The following is a 21,185-nucleotide window of genomic DNA, read 5'->3' as shown; positions in this document are numbered from 1 at the left end:
TGCCCGCCATTCTTGGCGTTTGCGCAAACACAGACAGCAGTTCTGGTAAAATCATCGTGCTTGTTAAATAGATCACCCATGCTGTGTGCCGGCGCAAACGGATATACCGTAATTAAATGGAAAAAAGAAATCATAGCACTCCATTGGGGATAAAAGAAATTGCAAAAAGGGCGAACGTTTCAATAGGAACAGTAGACCGCGTTATCCATAACCGGCCCGGTGTATCCAAAAAAACCAAGGAGAAGATCAATGCCATCATTAATGAGCTGGGTTACCAGCCCAATCTGATTGCACGGCGACTGGCCTCAAAAAAGCTGATCCGGATTGCCACGCTCACCCCGAGGGTCCCGGGCGAAACGGTATACTGGGAAGTCTTGCTTAACGGCATCATCCAGGCGGAATCCGAAATCGAATCATACGGTGTCCGGGTGGATAAGTACTTTTTTGATCAGAACGACAAAGGCTCATTTGACCGCCAGGCGGAATTGCTGCTGCAGACCGATGTGGACGGCGTTATGCTGACCCCGATCTTCATTGAAGAATCAACCCGTTTTGCCAATGCCTGTAAAGCGCGGAATATCCCCTATGTGTTTATCAATTCGGATCTTCCGCAGGTGGAAAGCCTCAGTTACATCGGTCCCAATCTTTTTGACAGCGGTTACCTGGTTGCCCACCTCATCCGGTACCTTTCGCATGGCGAGAACAAGGTATTGGTAGCCAATATTTCCAAGGAACTGGAAAGCCATCACTATACCCTGCGGAAGGAAGAGGGGTTCCGCGCCTATTTCTCGGACAACCCTTCCCCGATCGCCATCGTAAAGGTGGATATCCGCCAAACGGATTATGAATCCGTCGAACAGAATATCGCCCAGCTATTGGATGAACATCAGGATATCCGGATTATTTTCGCAACCAATTCCCGGGTCTCAACCGTTGCCCGTTACCTGGAAAAATCGGGAAAACGAGGCCTGTTGTTGATCGGATACGACTTCCTCCCGGAGAATATTGAATACCTCAAAAAAGGAACCATTGATTTTCTGATCGGTCAGAAACCGCATGAGCAGGCCTACCGGGGCGTCATGGCCCTGTACCAGCACCTCGCGTTTGCGACGGAGGTTGACAAGGTGAACTTTATGCCGATTGATATTATCACCCGGGAGAACTACGCCTTTTATCGCAATTAAGCAACAGTCGACACCCAATGCGTCGTCGGTTATTTTTTCCCAAACAGACCGCCGAGGAATCCTGCCGCGTCGTCTATGCCCAGTTTCCCGTCGCCGTTCTGATCCAGCAGGCCGCCCAGCGCATCGCCGCCCGACTGTCCGCCCAGTAGCCCGCCTAACAGGTCACTCAGGCTGTTGCCATCGCCAACCTGCTGGCTACGGCTCTGCTTACCAAGGTATCCCATCAGAATCGGGGCCAACGAAGCCATAATACTGGAAACCGTACCGGAGGAAACACCTGTTTTATTGCTGATCGATTGCGCTACCACCTCTTTCTTTCCGCCAAGCACATGACCAAGGATGCCATTGCCATCACGGGTGTCGCCGTTCCCGAAAAAGTCGGGAAGGTTATCCAGGATGCTCCCGTCATGCTTTGACTGGAGGGCGTTCAGGATGCCTTGTGCCCCATCTTGGTTATTCGCATTATGCTGCAATGCCCCCAGCATCGCCGGAAGCGCCGTGCTGGCAACGGACTGTGCTTCATCTTCGGATGCACCGGTTTGCTTGGTAATGCCGGCAATCACCTCTTTTCCGAGACTGCCGTTCAAAAGATTCATGATGTTGTCCATGGTTGCTGAATGATTGATTTGTATAGCTAATATACGATTTTCTTTACGCAGCGAAAATAAATTCCAGTCAACGGAATGCCTTTTTACGCGAATTAAATGGGATAACGGCAATAGTCACTGTCGTGCCGCCAATGGCTCAATACTATTTTTCGTCCAATACCTGTTTTGCCCGGATCGGGGGTATGTCTGCTGTGCTAGCGGTATGACTCCAATGTTTTACGAACAATCACTGGACTCATACTGGACTCACCCCGGACTCACTCTGGACTCACACTGGACTCATCCCCTGAAATTGTCGGCAGTGTGCAAGGTAAAGTCCGTAAAAAGACCGGTTGTGTTGCGGCGTGGGAAGGGTGGCCCACAAAAGGAATCCTGTCTTAAGGGCCGCTGCTGATTTATGGAATGCCTGGTAAATACCGGGGGATTACGGGTAGCTGAACGATGGGAAAAGCAGCCGAGTCCTCCGTAGATCAGCGCAGCTGCGTGGCAGCGTTTTTATCAAAAAAAATGACTTAAATTTTGTTTTTTAATTTATGTTAGTATATTTGTGTACGTACACAAAAATAATGTGTCCGTACACGACCAATTATAAATTTATTTTTCATTGCGGGTTTTGGGGATCTAACGGATCATTTTGTAAGGGGCAATCTAATCAACTGACAAATGGCTTCACTAAACATTGAAAAAAACCAGGACAGTCTGTTATTACAGCAAATTGCTTCCGGCAACCGGACTGCTTTCGGACAGTTGTATGAAAAATACTGGAGCGTTGCGTATCTGAAGGCCTTTAAGCGGTTGAGGAATGAAGACTATGCGAAGGATGTAGTACAGGAAATTTTCGTTAATATCTGGTCGCGCGAAAAAACCCCCATCGCTAATTTTCCTGCCTATTTAAATGTGTCCATTCGAAATCAAGTGCTGAAACTTATTGCCCGTGAACGGTATGTCGATGGTTTTTTTGACTGCCTGCAGGAAACGATCCCGTCTTACCTGACCGCCGACACCAACGTCCAGCGGAATGAGTTTTATACGTCTTACGAGCGGGTTATCGATGCATTGCCGCCGAAAAGGCGCCTGATTTTTAAATTACGCCACCACGACGACCTCACCACCAAAGTGATTGCCAGCCGTCTGGGATTGTCCATCAAAACCGTACAGAATCAATTGGGCAAGGCTGCGGAGCAACTGAAGGGTTCATTGCCGCGTTTTTTAGTTCTTTTTACGGCCTTTGCCGGCCTGCTTTAACTGCCGGTTAACCGGATTTGCCGCTGTCAACACCTTGACAAAACCTGTTTTCCGAATGGAAAACGATAAAATCCCGATATTGCAATATATTAGTGGGACTTTTTGGAAATTTTGAGTCACATAAGTAATGAACCAGAATTTGAACCAGTTGAGTCCTATATCATTGTGAATAAAGCAGCGCTTCTCAAGCTACTCGAAAAATATCGGGAGGGAACGATGACGGAGGCGGAAAACGCCCTGTTGATTGACTATTATGAAGCGTTTGAAGACGGTCCGGATGCACTTGCTGCGCTGGATGAGGCCGGACGGAAAGCGTTAAAAGACGGGATGCTGGATGCCATCTGGAAAAGGATCGACGGTTCGGAAACACCGGGATCATCCTGACCCGGCTATTGTGGTGTTAACTCCAATTATTAAACAGAATGAGCAAAGATTATTCAAGACGAGCATTTATCCGGCAACAGGCGTTCGCCGGTCTTGGTGTAATGGGATTGGGTGCCCTGGGGTGTACATCCGGCGGTGACAACCGACGGGATACAGGCGTAGGCCACGCAGCGGCCCCCACTATTGCGGATATGGAGCTGCCGGCACGACGGGAACGCTATCACACGGCACTGTTCGATGGATTCCTCCCCAATATGGACCAGTATGTAATCGACCATGAACTGGGAGGCTTCATGTGTAATGTCAACATTGCCACCCGCAAATTGGAAACAACCGATAAACGTGCCTGGTTTGAGGGGCGCGGAATGTGGACTTACGCTTTTCTGTATAATCATTTCGAACAAAACCCGGCCTACCTGGAGGTCGTGCGCAAGTCGCGGGATTTCATTCTTCCCCGACTTCCGGCAGATGGCCGGTTCTATCCAACTTCGTTTTCGAAGGAGGGCGAACCCCGCTCAACCGGGGAAGGCGATATTTATGGCAACCTGTTCGTCGCCGAGGGCTTGGCCGAATACGCCAAGGCAAGCGGGGAAAGGGAATATTTTGAGCAGGCAAAGGAGATTGTGCTGAAGGCGGCAGACCGCTATGACCGGGACGATTATACCTATGCTTATAAATCGGACAACCCGTTGCCCGGTCCCCGGATCCTCGGGCACTGGATGATCCTGATCAGCGTGTCCACCCAGTTGCTGAAACAGGAGGCCGACCCGCAGATCCAGGCATTGGCCGACCGCTGTGCGACGGCCATCCTCACCCACCACATCAATGGGGAGCATGGATTGGTGAATGAGGCGATTGGCCACGACCTGAAACCATTGGCTGACCCGGTTGCGCTGCAGTATGCTGACCTGGGGCACGGATGTGAGTCGTTTGCCTTTGTGATGGCATACGCGGTTTTCCGTAAGGATGCAGCACTGTTCGATCGGGCGGCTACCCTGTTCAAGCACCACGTGGAGGTAGCTACTGACCCGGTTTACGGCGGACATTTTACCGCACTGCCGAATACGGACGAGTACCAGTGGACCCTCACCAAGGCGCGTTGGGTACAGGAGGAAATCCTGATCGGTGCGCTGCACCTGATTGAGCACCGGGCCGATCCATGGGCCATCCGGCGGTTCCTGGAAACGGATGCCTATATCCAGGAGAAATTTGTACGGCCGGAGTATGCTTTTGTAATTGATAGCGGTGACCGCAAACTGGAGAAGCATTCGCAGGTCCGGGCGGAGAATTACCACCGGCCGCGCCAGCTCATGGTGTCCATGCTGGCTTTCGACCGGATTAAGGCAAACGGGTATAAGCCCTCGGGATTATTTGATGCCTGATTTGTGCAGCATCGCTGACCCAGTATAATCGGACGGGAGACGGCTGGAAAGCGCTTCCCGGATTTTGCTGCCGTCAATAAACCAGGGACTCCACTCTTTTGCGCGAAATGTGAAAGACCTGATCGATAAACCATCAAAGTGCCCGCATGTATTCATATGACTTGTATACGGACTTTGAAATAGCAGATTTGTTAGCTAACAGCGATAAATCTGCTTTCAACTATTTGTACGACAAGTATTGGGACAAATTATTTGTTATTGCCAGCAACCGCCTGAATGACCTTGTCGAAGGCGAGGAAGTGGTTCAGGACATTTTCTTTAATTTATGGAGAAAGCGGGAAAGCTTCAAATTGCAGCGTGGCTTTGAAAATTATTTTGCCGTTGCTGTTAAATATGAGGTTATTGATCGCAGGGCACGGCGGTTAAAAGACAGGGAATTCCGGGACATGCTGAGCCAGGCGCTTCAGGATGAGAGAACGGAGGTGCACTTTTATCAATTTGATCTGGATCAGTTGGCGATGCAGCTGGAGTATCGAATCAACCAACTTCCAAAAAAATGCCGGCTGGTATTCAGCCTTAGCCGGCAATCCAACCTAACCAACAAGCAGATTGCCAAAAAGCTTGTGATTTCAGAGAAAGCGGTTGAAAAACACATCACACATGCGCTCAAATTCCTAAAGCAGCACTTTAGGCATTACTTTTCTGTTGCGTTGCTGCTACTTGTCAGTTAAGCAGCTGCTCCCACATCCGTTTAAAAAAATAATTAAAAAATAAGGTAGGGTTATGCGCCCCATTAACGGCTATCTTATTAAACTGACCAAAAAAATGGCTAAGCAAGGATCAAGAATTGATTTCCTCGCGCAAAAATGGAAGCGGGGAGAAATTACCGGCGAAGAAATGCGCGAATTCGAGCAATGGTACAATTCCTTTAACGATTCGAAAAAAGAGATCGATTCCTGTACTTCTAAGGACGAATTGAAGCACAAAATATATGCGGCAATTAAAACCCGGATCGCTTCCGATGAACTGACGGAAAATAGCACTGCAAAGCGCCGGTCAAAAAAATGGATGGCTGCTGCGGCGAGCCTGATTGCCGTGCTGAGTGTCATAGGCGGTTATCTGTATTACCAGGGCCTCAGCAGGCCAGCACCTATGGCTTCTTTTATTAATGACGCAAATCAATATGATGTATTGCCGGGAGGCAATAAAGCTGTGCTGTTACTGGAAGATGGAAGACGGGTGGTGTTAGGACATGGCGACAGTGTACTCCTTTCCCACGCGAATGGGAATCAGGTTTCATCGGACGGACAGAAACTGATTTTTGATATAAAAAGTCAGGAAAACATTCCATCCGGAACAATTGCATACAACACTATAGTCACACCAAGCAGTGGACAATTCCAGGTAATACTGCCGGACGGAAGTCATGTTTGGCTAAATGCCGAATCCAGCCTGAAATTTCCGAGCCAGTTTGGAGATAGGCGGCAAGTAACACTTACCGGAGAAGGTTATTTTGAAGTGGTGGAAAACCGGTCAAAGCCATTTGAAGTCGTTGCAGATGGACAGACAATACAGGTTTTGGGTACGCATTTCAATGTGAACGCATACGCCGATGAAACGGATGTAAAAACAGTTTTGCTCGAAGGACAGGTGCGGTTAATTGCCGGGAATAACAGTGTACTTATGAAGCCCGGACAGGAGAGTATCGTTCCGAGAAATCCGGCAACAGCAAATGAGATCATCCTCCGTGAATCCGATGGTCAGCAGACGATTGCCTGGAAAAGTGGACTATTCGACTTCCGTGATGCCGATATCGGAGCGATCATGCGCAACATCTCCAGGTGGTACAATGTAGAAGTAGCCTACCGCCAGGCAGATTCCCGGAAATTTTCCGGTCGGATATACCGTAACGTCAGCTTACAGGAAGTGTTAACCATCCTAAATTACTCCGGCATTAACACCGTGCTGGAAAAATCGGAATGGCCGGATAAAAATGGAAAGATTACGGTGTTATAAACTAACCTTTTACAAAACTTAAACTACGAAAGCCATGGAAAAATAAACAGACAAAAAAATCGAAATGGCATAAAAAAGCAGGAGTCTGACCCACTCCTGCCAAGAACGCCAGATTAGTAAATGCTAATTATTTATACTGGAACAAATAACCAATTAACTAACCCAAACTTTTCAAAGTTAATGAATTATTTTAAAAAAGTTAAGGCCCCCGGTGTGGCCTTATTCTCCCTTAATTTTCTGCGTATTATGAAATTAACAATCATATTGGTCGTGTTGGCCGTTACCCAGATTTTTGCCAAGGGATACAGCCAGAACATTGATCTCAATGTGCAGGACATGCCACTCGAGAAGGTGTTTGCATTGATTGAACAGCAAAGTGGATACGTCTTTTTTTATGACAATCAACTGGTGCAGGGTAAACGGCTCTCCCTTAAAGCGGAGAATTTATCTATCCGTGAAATCCTACAATCTTCTTTTAAACATTTACCATTGGAATTCACCATTGTTAAAGGGAAGAACATTGTCGTTAAACAGAAGGCGAAGCCGGTAGCTCCGATTGGCTTACCTGTTTCCGCCAGCCAGCAGTCCGTTCATGGTAGGATTATAAATACCAAGGGCGAACCGCTGGAAGGAGTAACGGTAAGCATCAAAGGTTCCGCTGGTGGTACCACGACCGACGCGGCGGGTAATTTTGTTTTATCGGCTCCGGCGGGAAGTACTATTTCCATTTCTATGATCGGCTATTTAACCCAGGAAATACAGGTCCAATCCGCTAATTCCCTTACGATAACGCTTGAGCCCGACAACCAAAGCCTGGAAGAGGTAGTAGTAACCGCACTTGGCCTGGAAAGACAGGGCAGGTCCTTAACGTATAGTACACAAGTGGTAAGCTCCGAGGAACTTTCAGAAACGCGGGAACCAAACCCGCTTCTTGCGGTACAGGGCAAGGTAGCCGGCTTATCAATTACCGAATCAGGGACAGGAGTAGGCGCGCCCGTTAGGATTGTGCTTAGGGGTAACCGCTCCATATCGGGCGACAGTCAACCTATCTATATCATAGATGGCATGCCGGGTAACCCGGATATTCTGAACCCAGATAATATTGCATCCATGAACGTGCTTAAAGGCGCAAATGCTGCTGCGCTGTATGGCAGTGCTGCGCAGAACGGTGCCATTATTATCGAAACAAAACGGGGAAAGGCAGGTGAGTCAAGTGTCAATTTTAATAGCAACCTGATCTTAACCGATCCGGTCATCCTACAGCGGTTTCAAAATCAATACGGCCAGGGAAATGGAGGTAATTACAATAAGCGGTCGGAATTCTCCTGGGGACCGAAAATGGAGGGGCAGCTGGTGGAACACTGGTCGCTCGCACCGGAAGACGCCGGGGCCGAATATGCGCTATCACCGCAGCCCAACAACGTGCGGGATTTTTATCAGACAGGGCTGAATTTCAGCAACAACATTTCCATCTCTCACGGAACTGAGAAAAATCAGACCTTTTTTAACTATACCCGGACCGATGCAAGCGGGATCATCTATGACGATGAGTTAAAACGGAACAACCTTACACTCCGGTGGAATACCAAATTAACAGATAAGGTTTCGTTGGACAGCAAGATTGACTATATGTTTGAATCGTACCCCAACGAAGTGCAGACCGGAAGCGGTTTCAGTCCCAATTACAGCGTCTATCTTATCCCAAGAAATATCCGTACGGATCACATGAAGAATTTTGAATTCCGGAATGGAGAAGGCGAGCTGTTTCAAAATTACTGGCTGCCCAACGCAGGTATATCCAAGAACCCCCACTGGTTGAGGCAACGGGTTCTGAGTGAAAGATCCGGTGATTTAATCGAAGCCTTACTGGCAGCGAATTACCAGATAGCCGATGGCATCAACCTGCTGGCACGGGGAAATTATATTAAAGGCCAGTCCAACTGGGACCAAAAGCTTTATAACGACACCTATAACCAGGCGCCGAATGGACGATTTACCACCACCCGCTCCGGTTCCACATCGTACCGGGGAGAGTTTATATTTTCATATAATAAGGAGTTTTTGACTAACTGGACGTCGAGCATTAATTTTGGAGGCTCCGTTGCAAAAGCGCAAAGCGAATCGCTTTCCTCCAATACAGGTCCGGCGCTGACGGTACCCAATTTTTTCACCCTATCAAATAGCACAACCATATTATCCAACGAAAGCATTGCCGAATCCGCCAACTCGTCCCTGTTTTCCTTTATTAACTTAAGCTGGAAAAACGCAGTCTTTATCGATATTACCGGCAGGAACGACTGGAGTTCGACATTGCCTGCGGACAACCGCTCTTATTTCTATCCTTCTGTGGGGTTAAGTGCCGTGGTTTCTGACCTGATCACACTTCCTGATCCCATTTCTTTTTTACGGTTAAGAGGAGCCTGGGCACAGGTTGGGAATGCTGCAATGCCCTACATGCTATCCCGCCAGGCCAGCTTGGTTCCGGGTGGAACGAATGGATTTCTGCAACTGAACAATATATTGCCAAATCCTGATTTAAAGCCGGAGATGACCGAATCCATGGAGGGCGGACTTAATGTGCAATTTTGGGAAGGCAGGTTGGGTTTTGATTTCACGGTGTACAACACCAATACAAGAAATCAGCTGTTCACCGTTAACCTGCCCATCGGTTCCGGCGCCAGTCAATACTATTCAAATGGCGGGGAGATCAGAAACCACGGCTATGAAGTGGTGATGACCGCAAATCCGGTGCGCAAAGCAAATTTCAACTGGTCGATAGACCTGAATTATGGACGGAATATAAGCGAGGTGATTACCATATCCGACGATAGGCCGCGGGTAGAAGTCGGCCAGATTGTAATAGAAGAGGGTGAACCCTGGGGTAATATCTATGCCAGGGGGTTTGAACGGGATGGACAGGGCAGGGTATTGGTGACCGAAAACGGATTGCCGATGCTGACACCGAACCAGTCGGAAAAAGTGGCTAACTTCAATCCAGACTGGCTGGCAAGCGTTTCACAGCGTTTTAGTTTTAAAGGTATTAATCTCCGGGTACTGATTGATCACCGGCAGGGCGGCACCATGCTTTCCTTTACCAATTCGCTGCTGCATGGCTATGGTGTTGCCGAAGCTACACTGATGGGCCGGGAGGGCGGACTCGTTTTCGGAGAGAATCTTTTCCCCGGCGAACAGGCGGTGTTGCAGGATGGAAGTCCAAATAATGTTGCAATCAATGCCGAGCAGTTCTGGAATCACGTAGGCGGAATTTCCCTGTTCGTGGGAGAGGCTTTTGTGGAAAGCGCTACCAATACGCGTTTGCGGGAATTGAGCATCGGATATGAAATTCCGCGTAAGCTGCTGGAAAAAGGACCGATTAAAAGGCTCGATATCTCGTTAGTCGGCAGAAACCTTTTTTACCTCTACCGCGCTTCCAAGACAGTGGATGCAGATTTGCGGGTTGGCACCGGACCGGGTACCGAAGGGATTGACCAGTATGTCAGGCCTTCGCAAAGAACGGTGGGGATAAACCTTTCCGTAGGATTTTAATCATGAATAGCCTCTTTTTTAAACGTATAGCAATGAAAAAGTACAAGATTAAACTTCATATGTTAACGGTGTATGCCATCATATTCCTATTTAGTATTGGCTGTACCAAGGATTTCGATAAAATGAATATTCCTCCAGGCGTCCTTTCGGTCGAAAACCTGGATGCGGGCCTGCTGGGCCAGGCATTTGCGGCGGCTCAGTACCGGGGAATTATGGGAGATGGCAGCGATATGCAGCAGGCCCAAAACCTGTTTTCCGATTTGTATGTTCAATATTTCGCCACTTCAGTACCTTGGTTTAACAGCGACCAGTACCTTCATATGGGTGATTGGGCCGGCTATGCCTGGCGGGCGTTTTATGCGAATGCTGCTCCACAACTCCATTTTGTGGAAAAGTACACTGCGGAAAACGGTATGCCCGTGGAAAATGCGCTGACCAAAATCTGGAAAGTGATGATATACCACCGCATGACGGATCAATGGGGACCTATTATCTACGCGGAGTTTGGTAATGCGCAAACGAGTGTCGCTTACGATAGCCAGGAAAGTATCTACGCCGATTTTTTTAAGCTACTGGACGAAGCAACAGCTGTCCTTTCCGATAACACCGGAGCCAATGGCTTCGGTTCGAACGACCTGCTGTATGCAGGAAGCGTGGACAAATGGCTGATTTTCGCCAATTCATTACGGCTGCGGCTGGCCCTCCGTATCGCTTATGCCGACCCCGCCCGGGCAAAACAGGAAGCGGAAAAAGCGGTGGCAGCGGGTGTGATGCAAACGGTTTCCGATAATGCCAATGTGCTTACCACAGATCTTTCCCGCCATCCCCATGAAAAGATATCGGCCTGGGGAGAATACCGGATGAGCGCAACGATGGAAAGCTTTCTGACGGGATATGAAGACCCCCGTCTTCCCGTATATTTCAGTCAGGCTGTAGCTAGTCTGGAATACAAAGGCCTAAGAAATGGCGTTGAGATCGACGATAGAACGGGAATCAACGACGATTATTCAACCATCGGCCCTAAGTTTCTCTCGGTAAGCCAGGGAGGAAGCAATCCCGATATCAAAGTAATGGGTGCGGCCGAAGTTTATTTTCTCCGGGCTGAAGGCGCGTTAAGAGGCTGGAACATGGGAGGGGCAGCAGAGGCACTCTACAACGAGGGTATCAGGCAATCGCTGCTGGCCGAAACAGCGGTCTCCGAAAATGAAATACTGAATTATATCAACAGCAATAACGTACCGGCTGCTATCCAGGATAAGTGGAATACACCTGCTGCGGCTGACATCCCTGTCAAATACGATCCCGCTGCGGATTTTGAAAAGCAGTTGGAGCAGATTATCACGCAAAAATGGATTGCCATCTTTCCTGACGGATGGGAGGCCTGGAGCGAATTGCGGAGAACAGGATATCCGGCACGATACCCCATTATCCGGTCGCTGGATCCGGAAGTACCTGTAACGGCTATCATCAGAAGGATTCCGTTTGTGCCGATGGAATATCAAAATAATGCAGCGGCCGTTCAGGTAGCCATCAGTTTGCTGGGGGAAGGAAAGGATGGCAGGCTGGTGAAACTGTGGTGGGATGCCAAGCCTTAATGTAGTAAACACGTTACTGTCAAAAATAGTTAAGATGAAAAACAGTCATTCAATAGTTATTTTTTGTTGCTTATTGACCTTTTCGCTTGTTGCCAGGGGGCAATCGAGTCTGGAATCGAACGTAAAAAAAGCGATGCTGCAGGCCACCAGGTTCATGGTAGAACATGTCAGCACAAACGGTGGTTATGCGCGGCTTTATACCGAGGATCTAACGCGCAGGTGGCATGAATTAGAAGCCTATGATACACAAATCAGGATAGAAGAGCCAGGCTCCCTAGGTATGGGACACCTGTTTCTTGATGCCTACCATGTCACTGCCGATGAGTATTACTATGAAGCGGCATTAAAACTGGCTAATGCGTTGATTCGCGGCCAGCTCGATTGCGGCGGGTGGAATTACTTCATCGACTTTGCTGGCGATCGGTCATTGAAAGAATGGTATAGGACGATTGGTAAGAACGCATGGGGATTTGAGGAACACTATTATTACTATGGCAACGCAACGTTTGATGATAATGTCACGCCAGGTGCTGCCGGTTTTCTACTGCGCGTCTATTTGGAGAAGCTGGATCCACAGATCAAACCCTCCCTGGACAAAGCCATCCAGTTTGTTTTGGATGCGCAATACCCGATTGGCGGCTGGCCCCAGCGTTACCCACTGATGAATAACCATCCAAAAGACGGAAAAGAAGACTATTCGTCCTTTTATACCTTCAACGATGACGTAATGCGTAACACCACCCAGTTTTTAATCGATTGTTATGCAACCTTGGGAGAAGAACGTTTGCTGGAACCAATATACCGTGCCATGAATTTTTACCTGATTACCCAACAGGGGAACCCGCAGGGAGGATGGGCCCAACAGTATGATATGCAATTGCAGCCCGCACACGCGAGGAGTTTTGAGCCTGCCTCCATTGTAACCGGTCAAACATACGACAATATATTGATGCTGCTGAAGTTTTACAGATATACCGGGGATCGGAAATTTTTGGCACGGATACCGGATGCCATCGCCTGGCTGGAAAGTGCCCGCCTCCCACAGCAGCAGACGGACGAGGGAAAGAGAACGCATTCTTTTTTCGTAGAGATCGATACCAATAAACCTTTATGGGCACATCGGGAAGGGACCGGTGTTAATGATAGCAAGTACTGGGTAGATTATCGTATGGATAACCTGTATTCCTACGGCCATAATATGGTGCTGAATATTGAAATGCTTAAAAAGGAATATGAGCAGGCGAATGCATTGGCTAAGGAAGAAGCGACAAGAAACTCCCCGTTAATCGAGGTCGAGGGCCGCAATCGGCATACCGGAAAGTATTATTTCCAAACGCCTTATACGAATGTGGGAACGGGACAAAGTGGAAGTGATGCCAGTAAAATAATCGATGCGCTGGATACGCAATATCGCTGGCTTTCCAAACATGAGTGGATCAGCAGTCCCTATTCGATTGACCCAAGAACAGGGCAAGAAACCAACACCGCTATGCACGCCGATCGGCTATCCGCTGATTGGAAGCTGGACCCTTCTGACCAGCAGTATATTTCGGTTGCCGTTTATGTTAAAAATATGAGGTTGTTGATGGATTATTTATCAGCACAACACTAATTTTTTCAAGATGAGAAAACATACCGTAACAGTTGGAATAGCGGGTATACTCATAGCGCTTTTCACGACACGTGCCAATGCCCAATCAACACAGGTAACTACTGATTTGAGTGCCATAGAAGCCTACAAAAACGGGTTTGTAAACGACGTTATGATTGCACCTTTGGCTAACGGTGTTTCATTATACAACTACAAACTCCTCGAAAACGATGGCCCTGGGGCGGGCTGGAGCCAAAAAGGAACATTTTTGGAACCGATCCATGAAGGGGTGCTTATCCGAAAACAGTTTGTGTTGGATGAAGTGCCGGTTTCGTCGAAAACACATGTTGTGTTTTTTATGATCAAGTCAAAGGACGCCGAGGGCGATCCGCCATATTATTTAAAAGTTAATGGAACGGATGTCGCGGGCGTAACGGCTTCATGGCATGAGCCTTCATGGCGGTGGGTGGAAATACCTGCTGCCACATTAAAAAAAGGCTTGAACGAAATCATTATTGGATGCGATGCACCGAAGAACGCCGGATATGAGCTGTTGTTTGCGCGCGAAGATGAGTATGAGGGGGGCGGGGGCAAATTCACATACGGAGGAAATACGGCGTTGACTTCCGCAGGTCAGATCGATCCGGAGCAAGAAGCCGGTTCACCGTTGTTAAAAAAGATAGCCGTGGGTGCCACTTCAGCAAAATCCGTTGACGGGGGGCGGACTTGGTCCGTAGGGAAATTGGGGCCGGGGGATTCCATTGTGGGGGAATATACAGTCAGGCTGCATTTAGAACGGTTTGAGTCGACAGGCATACTTGCATCCCCCCCCATCGACCTTTGGTCGACTTCAGAAAATCAGGTTGTGGTACCTCAATGCAGTATACAAAGCCTGCAAATGGAGGCAAACGCCTTTCTTCCGAAAGAGACGAGTGTTATTTGGGAAATACGGACGGCGAATACACAGGATATGCACAGTACAGACTGGGGAGCGTGGCGCAGGGTTGGCGAGGGAGGTGATTTCACATTCGCAATTCCTGCAAGCGGTCACCGTTACCTGCAATGGCGGGCTGTGTTATCTACTGAAAATCCCCTTCGCACGCCGGTGGTTCACCGGGTAGCCATACATCGCAGCATAAATGCGGATACCTTGACCAAGGGCGATTACGCTATCGTGTCGGCGCGCAACCCCGTCCATCGCTATCCCTCATTCAAGATAAAATACGAAGATGCCAACCACCCGGAGCTTCAGTTACTCAAGGAAAAATTAAAACTGCTGAAACTCGTGGAGGATACGCAAGGCGATTTTGAGAAGATAAACCGTATCAGGCATCTGGTTTCTTCACTTTGGAAACACGAACTCCCCTCGGTAGAATACCCCGAATGGAATGCAAACCACATTTTGGAGCGGAGGGAAAAGTTTGGAGCAGGGGGCATGTGTATGCAATTTTCGGTTGTTTTTATGCAAGCCTTGCAGGCACTCGGATACAATGTGAGGCATACCAATATTTTCGCTCACGAAACAGTTGAGGTATATGTTGATGAACTTGGCAAGTGGGTACTTGTTGACCCCGAAAGTGTTTTTGACTCTTATGAATATAACACGTTGACAGGAATACCATTGAATGTACTTGAGCAGCATCAGTTTTTCCTGCAGGAACTTGGGTTTTCAGCAAGAAGGCCAATTGATTGGACCAGTCCGGTTCCGTGGGCGTGGAGAGTAGAAGGGATAGAGCGCGTGAAGCAGCCACTGAATTTTTCAACTTTCACAGCACACCTAAATGATCCTAAAAATCCACCGCCCCAACATATACTGGCTGGTTTTATTCGGTTTATTCCGCGTAGTGATTTTCTATCGAATCCCATGCCCAGGCCGGTCAGCAATGGTCTGCAGATCGAATGGCCATGGAATGGTTATGTGAACTGGTATGATAGTGCCACCCCCAGAAAATTGCAGTACGCCCTGTACTCGGACCGGGAAGCTGACTTCTACCCTACGCTTAACCAAGTGCAGTATTCGGCTACCCATGGGGCACAGGAGGGCGAGATCGATATTCAGATGATTACATCCACGCCCAACTTCGAGTCCTTTGAAATCAATATCAATGGCCAGGGATGGCAGCGCTCAGCGGCTGGGTTTACATGGAAATTAAGACCCGCAGCACTTAATACATTGGAGATGCGTACAATAAATACCGTCGGAGTCGTTGGCAAACCTTCTTCGCTGAATATACTTTGGCATTACCGGGAACCATTTAAGCCATTGGTTAAGGAGGAAAACAAACCGTAGTAAATTGATGGAATGTAAGAAGCCCCCTGGTTTTAGAGTTGCCAATAAAATCAGGGGGCTTCATGTTTACCAGCGCGACCCGAATCGTGCTGGTATGGTGTTTTAAATCCATTCCATAAGGAATGACAAGCTGTTTTTGTTTAACTTAAAACAGAACAAATGTATGAATTTTTTTGATTTTGCCTACCGACCCCACAGAACGACACTCCGATAGATCACTTCGTAACCGCCCGTTTTGAACAAAAAGAAAAAGAAAGCGGGAGTTTTTAATCATTAAAGGTCTAGTTAATAAATAGTTTTGATTTACTAACCAATGAAATGTAAAATTCAATTTTCCATAAGGCACCGGTTTTATTGAATAGTTCAGTAAAATCCGCGGCTCGTGGCAACCGACCCGAATCAGTTGTCATAGCCGTTCCTTACTTATTCTTAGCGAGAGCAAGCTGTTTTTGTTTAACTTAAACGATCCTAATTATGGAACTTTTCACAGTCCCGCTGGCCCATTGTGCCAAGGGACGATCCAACTCCGGTTTCCTGACCAGGCCGTGTCTGTCCATTCCTAAATTTATTGGTCGCGCCGGCCTCTACCCATTGTTACTGTTAGTTTCCACCCTGGGTGCGGATGCAATGCCCGTAAACCGAAGTCCGGCCGCCGTGGCGGTCGGTCAAACCCAGGCTGCGGTAAGAGGCCGGGTAACCGATGTCAACGGCAACGGGGTAACGGGTGTCAGTGTTTCCCTGAAGGGAACGGGTTCGGGCACCACTACCGACGCTTCGGGTAATTTTTCCATTAACGCACCCGAAAACGGTGTCCTGGTGTTTACCTATGTTGGTTTTGTTGCACAGGAGATTCCTGTAAACGGCCGGCAGACCATTGAGGTGGTACTGAAGGATGAATCAACCGCCCTGGAAGAAGTCGTAGTAACCGCGCTGGGTATCGAACGCGAAAAGCGTTCACTTACCTATAGCACGCAAAGCATTGACACGGAGCAACTGACGGAGGCACGCGAGCTGAACGTGGTGACTTCGCTCCAGGGTAAGGTGCCGGGACTAACGCTATCCACATCGGGAGCCGGTGTCGGGGCGTCGAACCGGGTGGTTCTCCGGGGTAACCGCTCTATTTCCGGTGACAGCCAGCCGCTCTATGTGATTGACGGGGTTCCCATTGTCGGCGATCCCTCGGACATCAGTCCAGATAACATTGCATCGCTTAATATATTACAGGGACCGAATGCCGCAGCATTGTATGGCTCCGCAGCACAGAATGGGGTAATTATTATCGAAACGAAACGAGGCCGGGCAGGTACGGTAAGTGTCAGTCTCAACCAAACGACCCAACTACTGGAGCCCATCCATAATATTCCTTTCCAGAACGCATACGGTCAGGGCATAGGCGGGGTTTATCAGGCCAATGCCGAATCGTCATGGGGGCCGAGGATGGAGGGCCAGCAGGTCGCTTCGTGGTCCATCCGGCCGGAAGATGCGGGAGCACAGTACAGTTTAACGCCGCAGCCTGATAATATCCGCGACGCCTTCCAGCGGGGATATAATACAGCGACTAACCTGGTGGCCACCATGGGGGGTGAGAAAATGCAGGGCATGTTAACCTATACGCGCACGGATGCCGCGGGTATTATCCCGGGGAATAAGCTGGGCAGGAATAACCTGGCTGTGCGGTTGAATAGCCAGCTGACCGACAGGCTGTCCGTGGATGCCAAGATCGACTACATGAAACAGACGACCCATGATCCGCTGATCGAAGACATCAACAACTTTAATCCGACGAAGCAGATATATATGATGCCCCGGAATATCCGGACCGAAGATGCCAGGAACTATTCCTATACGAATGCCAATGGTATTATCCTGCAAAATTACTGGACGCCGGGCTCCACGCTGGGGCTGAACCCTTATTTTTTAATCCATCGTGCCAGTAACATCAGTCCGCGTGAACGGACGATCGGGATGGCATCATTGTCATATCAGTTTACCGATGAAATCCGATTAATGGTGCGGGCCTCATTTGATAATGTATTCAATGGCAGTGAGGAACGCTTATCGCGGGATTTCTATGCCCGGGCATTAAATGGCAGGTATACGGTGTCGAAAAGGAATACGTCGTTGTTTAACAGCGATTTTCTCCTTACCTATAACAAGACGTTTAATCAGGACTGGCAGTTTGACGTTAATGTGGGTGGCAACATCCGGCAGGAGCGTAATTCGTCGCTGAGCTCAAATACCGGGGTGGCGATGATTGTGCCCGATTTCTGGACGTTGTCAAATACGCTGGATGGACTGACCAGTAATTCCCCGGGTCCCAATATGGACATTCATTCATTATATGCATTTGCTCACCTCGGTTGGCGGAATGTATTATTCCTCGATGTAACCGGAAGAAACGACTGGAGTTCTACGTTGCCGGCATCCAATCGCTCTTATTTTTACCCTTCGGTGGGATTAAGTGCGATCCTGTCGGATCTGATTGCCGTTCCCGAATGGATTAATCTCGCCAAGCTGCGGGGATCCTGGGCAAAAGTGGGCAGCAGTGGCCCCGCTTACCGGCTAAGCCGGACAGCGGCCTTCAGTGCCGGTGGCGCCAATGGATTTCTGCAGCTGAGCAGCACATTGCCCAATAGCGACCTGCGGCCCGAAGAAACCAATGCGTATGAAGTCGGCCTGGATGTCGGGTTATTCAATGACCGGCTGGGTTTCAGCATTACCGGGTATAAAACGAATACGCTGAACCAATTATTTACGGTCGCACTGCCTCCCGGGTCGGGTGCTTCGGAGTATTTTACCAACGGGGGCAACGTGGAAAATAAAGGCATTGAGATTAGTCTAAATGGCGCACCGGTCCGAAATGCGAACCTGGTATGGGAAACCAATGTGACTTTTTCACGGAACCGCAACCTGGTTAAAGCGCTTAATGACCAACGGCCCAAGTTAATTGTCGGGTCTGACCAGAGTTTCCGTGATTTTGTTGTGATCCAGGGACAGCCGTTCGGTCAGATTTTTTCAGTCGGCTGGCTGCGCGATGACCAGGGAAATATTGTCGTGGGCGATAACGGGCAGCCGCTGAATTCAGGTTCCCGGAACCGGGCTGTGGCTAATGCGATCCCCGACTGGATGGGGGCCATAAACAATACACTGACCTACAAAAACTTCAGTCTCAGTTTCCTGATCGACCATCGGCAGGGGGGCACGATATTATCGGTTACCGATGCCATGTTAAAGTTTGAGGGCCTGACGGAAGAAACACTGGCCGGCCGGGAAGGTGGACTTGTATTTGGCGAAAACTTGTTTGCGGAGTACAGCGCGGTGAAACAGGACGGAAGCCCCAACGATATCCCGGTAAATGCACAGACATTCTGGCGGGCTACCGGTGGCGTGGTTAACCCCGTCGGTGAAGCATTCGTGGAGAGCATGACCAATACCCGCTTACGGGAAGTCACCCTCGGCTTTGCTTTACCCGCGTCGTTAATCGAAAAATTGCCGATCGCCGGTGCACGGTTGGCCATTGTGGGCAGGAATCTCCTGTTTTTGTATCGTGCATCAAAGACCATCGATCCGGATATTACGGCAGGCACCGGCGTGATATCTGAGGGACAATCGTCGTTCAGTCCGCCGACCACCCGGTCCTACGGCCTGAACCTGAAAATCGATTTTTAAGTATACCGGGTAATTATGAATCCTTACGTAAAATCATGAATCATGAGACGTCAACGAAATAGTAAGCAGCGCTTCGGACATTTTTATATGGCCCTTGCCGCATTTACGCTAATCAGTATGCTGTCCTGTACTTCAGAATTTGATGAACTGAACACCCCCCAGGACCAGATTGTAGTGGATAAGATTGATGCAAATCTGCTGGGACAGGCGTTTGCGCAGGCCCAGTACAATTCAGTCAGCGGAATGAGTACCTACATCTGGAATTCCGCACTGTATTCGGACCGCTATGCGCAGTACCATTCCAATATCCACCCGGCATTCGAATCCGACCAGTACGTGGATGCCGGCGCACATAAAGACCGGTTATGGTCTAACTTCTACGCCATGGTGGCGACACAGCTGGCTTTCGTGGAAAAATTTACAGTAGATGCCAATATGCCCGTTGAAAACGCGATTGCAAAAGTACAGCGGGTGGTGGCCTATCACCGGATGACCGACCATTTCGGGCCGATCATCTACTCCCAGTTCGGTAATGCGGAAACGGTGGTGAATTACGATTCTCAGGAAGCGATATATCACGATTTCTTTAGTACGCTGGATGAGGCTGTGGCTGTCCTCAAAGAACATGTGGGCAGCTCGAGTGCGTTTGGTGTTAACGATCAGATGTATAACGGCGACGTTGGCCTATGGCTGAAGTTTGCCGGTTCGCTACGGCTACGGCTGGCCATGCGGGTTGTATACGTTGACCCCGAACTCGCCAGAGCCGAAGCGGAAAAAGCCATCAATGACGGCGTCATCACGGCCAATGCCGAAAGTGGCGAAATTGCCACGACGATCAATTCGCTGAATGGATTATCGAAGATAACTTACCACGAGGAGTGGCGGATGAGCGCCACCATTTACAGCTTGCTCATTGGTTTTGATGACCCCCGGACAGCCGTATACATGTCGCCGCGCTGGGATGGCGGGGGGTACCGCGGCCTACGGAACGGACTGCCTGTGGAACAGCGGGACCGCAACGGGATGACCCTGAGTTATTCCGCTATTGGAAACCGGTGGCGCCCGCTGTACACCGGATTGTGGGGCGAGGCCGGGGTTAATGCACCGATGGGGGTTATTTCGGCAGCTGAGGTGTATTTCTTACGCGCCGAAGGGGCATTGCGGGGGTGGAACATGGGCAGTCCCGCAAAGGATTTATACGAAGAGGGAATCCGGATGGCACTTTCTTCCACAACGACGGCTTCGCCGGCAGAAATTGAAGCATACATCCAGGGTACCAGTTTACCCGTGCCAATTGACGACCCTTGGAACAGCCCGGCGGTTACCCATATTCCTGTTGCCTACCAGGCAGCTGCAGGTTTTGAGACCCAGCTCGAACAGATCATTACCCAAAAATGGCTGGCCCTGTTTCCTGACGGATGGGAAGCGTGGTCGGAACGGAGAAGGACGGGGTATCCGGTTGGTTATGCACTGATTGCTTCTTCCAATCCGAATCTGACCAAGTTCGAACTGGCTAGAAGACGGGAATACCCACCGATTGAAACTACGTCCAATGCCGAAGGGTTTAAGACGGCGCTGGAATTACTCGGCGGACCGGACCGGATGGATACCCGGTTGTGGTGGGATGCGAAACCCATCGAGCTGTTTCCCACACCTGCAGATTAATTCAGGGAAT

The 21,185-nt window shown here is 49.2% G+C and carries 13 protein-coding genes; 12 read left to right on the top strand and 1 reads right to left on the bottom strand.

What is annotated here, in order from left to right; genetic code table 11:
• The first annotated feature begins 116 nt into the window (after positions 1-116).
• A complete protein-coding gene (locus NEV57_RS04780; RefSeq protein ID WP_257657161.1) occupies positions 117-1,184 on the top strand; it encodes a LacI family DNA-binding transcriptional regulator in 1,068 nt (355 codons plus the stop codon).
• Positions 1,185-1,213: 29 nt separating this feature from the next.
• Here NEV57_RS04780 and NEV57_RS04775 read toward each other — a convergent pair whose 3' ends face one another.
• Positions 1,214-1,780: a DUF937 domain-containing protein gene (locus tag NEV57_RS04775; protein ID WP_257657160.1), complete on the bottom strand. Its 567-nt coding sequence runs from the start codon at positions 1,778-1,780 to the stop codon at positions 1,214-1,216.
• A 675-nt stretch (positions 1,781-2,455) separates the two neighbouring features.
• On the opposite strand from NEV57_RS04775, the gene NEV57_RS04770 reads away from it, so the two are divergent.
• From NEV57_RS04770 to NEV57_RS04720, 11 genes are all read left to right on the top strand, one after another.
• On the top strand, positions 2,456-3,037 hold the full coding sequence (locus NEV57_RS04770; RefSeq protein WP_257657159.1) for an RNA polymerase sigma factor: 582 nt from the start codon (positions 2,456-2,458) through the stop codon (positions 3,035-3,037).
• Positions 3,038-3,202: 165 nt separating this feature from the next.
• Positions 3,203-3,421 carry a hypothetical protein gene (locus tag NEV57_RS04765; RefSeq protein WP_257657158.1) on the top strand — a complete coding sequence of 73 codons (219 nt, stop codon included), beginning with the start codon at positions 3,203-3,205 and terminating at the stop codon, positions 3,419-3,421.
• Positions 3,422-3,459: 38 nt separating this feature from the next.
• Complete coding sequence (locus NEV57_RS04760) at positions 3,460-4,803, top strand: AGE family epimerase/isomerase (RefSeq protein WP_257657157.1); 1,344 nt, start codon at positions 3,460-3,462, stop codon at positions 4,801-4,803.
• Positions 4,804-4,949: 146 nt separating this feature from the next.
• Positions 4,950-5,534: an RNA polymerase sigma factor gene (locus NEV57_RS04755; protein WP_257657156.1), complete on the top strand. Its 585-nt coding sequence runs from the start codon at positions 4,950-4,952 to the stop codon at positions 5,532-5,534.
• 94 nt (positions 5,535-5,628) lie between these two features.
• Positions 5,629-6,819 carry a FecR family protein gene (locus NEV57_RS04750; RefSeq protein ID WP_257657155.1) on the top strand — a complete coding sequence of 397 codons (1,191 nt, stop codon included), beginning with the start codon at positions 5,629-5,631 and terminating at the stop codon, positions 6,817-6,819.
• A gap of 246 nt (positions 6,820-7,065) precedes the next feature.
• Positions 7,066-10,365: a SusC/RagA family TonB-linked outer membrane protein gene (locus NEV57_RS04745; RefSeq protein ID WP_257657154.1), complete on the top strand. Its 3,300-nt coding sequence runs from the start codon at positions 7,066-7,068 to the stop codon at positions 10,363-10,365.
• Positions 10,366-10,397: 32 nt separating this feature from the next.
• A complete protein-coding gene (locus NEV57_RS04740) occupies positions 10,398-11,960 on the top strand; it encodes a SusD/RagB family nutrient-binding outer membrane lipoprotein (RefSeq protein ID WP_257657153.1) in 1,563 nt (520 codons plus the stop codon).
• 34 nt (positions 11,961-11,994) lie between these two features.
• Positions 11,995-13,572, top strand: coding sequence for a pectate lyase (locus tag NEV57_RS04735; protein ID WP_257657152.1), 1,578 nt, complete (start codon positions 11,995-11,997; stop codon positions 13,570-13,572).
• Positions 13,573-13,582: 10 nt separating this feature from the next.
• The gene (locus tag NEV57_RS04730) at positions 13,583-15,841 is read left to right on the top strand and encodes a transglutaminase-like domain-containing protein (protein ID WP_257657151.1); all 2,259 of its coding nucleotides are present in this window, start codon (positions 13,583-13,585) and stop codon (positions 15,839-15,841) included.
• 474 nt (positions 15,842-16,315) lie between these two features.
• Positions 16,316-19,510: a SusC/RagA family TonB-linked outer membrane protein gene (locus tag NEV57_RS04725; protein WP_257657150.1), complete on the top strand. Its 3,195-nt coding sequence runs from the start codon at positions 16,316-16,318 to the stop codon at positions 19,508-19,510.
• Between the two features lie 42 nt (positions 19,511-19,552).
• Positions 19,553-21,175 (top strand): SusD/RagB family nutrient-binding outer membrane lipoprotein, encoded by a 1,623-nt coding sequence (locus tag NEV57_RS04720; protein ID WP_257657149.1) that lies wholly within the window; start codon positions 19,553-19,555, stop codon positions 21,173-21,175.
• Positions 21,176-21,185 lie beyond the last annotated feature (10 nt).

It is taken from the genome of Parapedobacter lycopersici (assembly GCF_024643285.1).
GTDB classification, from domain to species: domain Bacteria; phylum Bacteroidota; class Bacteroidia; order Sphingobacteriales; family Sphingobacteriaceae; genus Parapedobacter; species Parapedobacter lycopersici.
The sequence above is the reverse complement of the archived record's forward strand: the minus strand, read 5'-3'. Positions and strand labels throughout refer to the sequence as shown.